The sequence below is a fragment of the Cohnella baijiui genome, from assembly GCF_020731285.1.
In the GTDB taxonomy this organism is placed as follows: domain Bacteria; phylum Bacillota; class Bacilli; order Paenibacillales; family Paenibacillaceae; genus Cohnella.
In genome coordinates this window covers 1-207 of record NZ_JAJFOW010000551.1, presented here as the reverse complement: position 1 = coordinate 207, position 207 = coordinate 1, and the positions used below count along the sequence as shown (strand labels likewise).

The window sequence follows — 207 nt, the reverse complement described above, 5'->3', positions numbered from 1 at the left end:
CAATAACTGCCGGTCCATATATGAGTTGACCTTCACTTAGATGAGTTGGGTCATAGACTTCTACCATGTAATGCTGTCCCCCAAAGTAAACCTCCCGCTGCTCTTTAGCCGCATGTTCCTTGCTTAAGCCGCTCTCTCCAAGCACCTCTGCCAGATCGTTAGCCTCCGGTTTAACTATTTGTCCATATCCTGTCACACGCAAGGTGA

At 48.3% G+C, this 207-nt stretch carries 1 protein-coding gene; it reads right to left on the bottom strand.

The window, feature by feature from the left end:
- The coding region (locus tag LKX83_RS33755; RefSeq protein WP_227887697.1) for a hypothetical protein at positions 1-207 on the bottom strand (207 nt) is incomplete at both ends.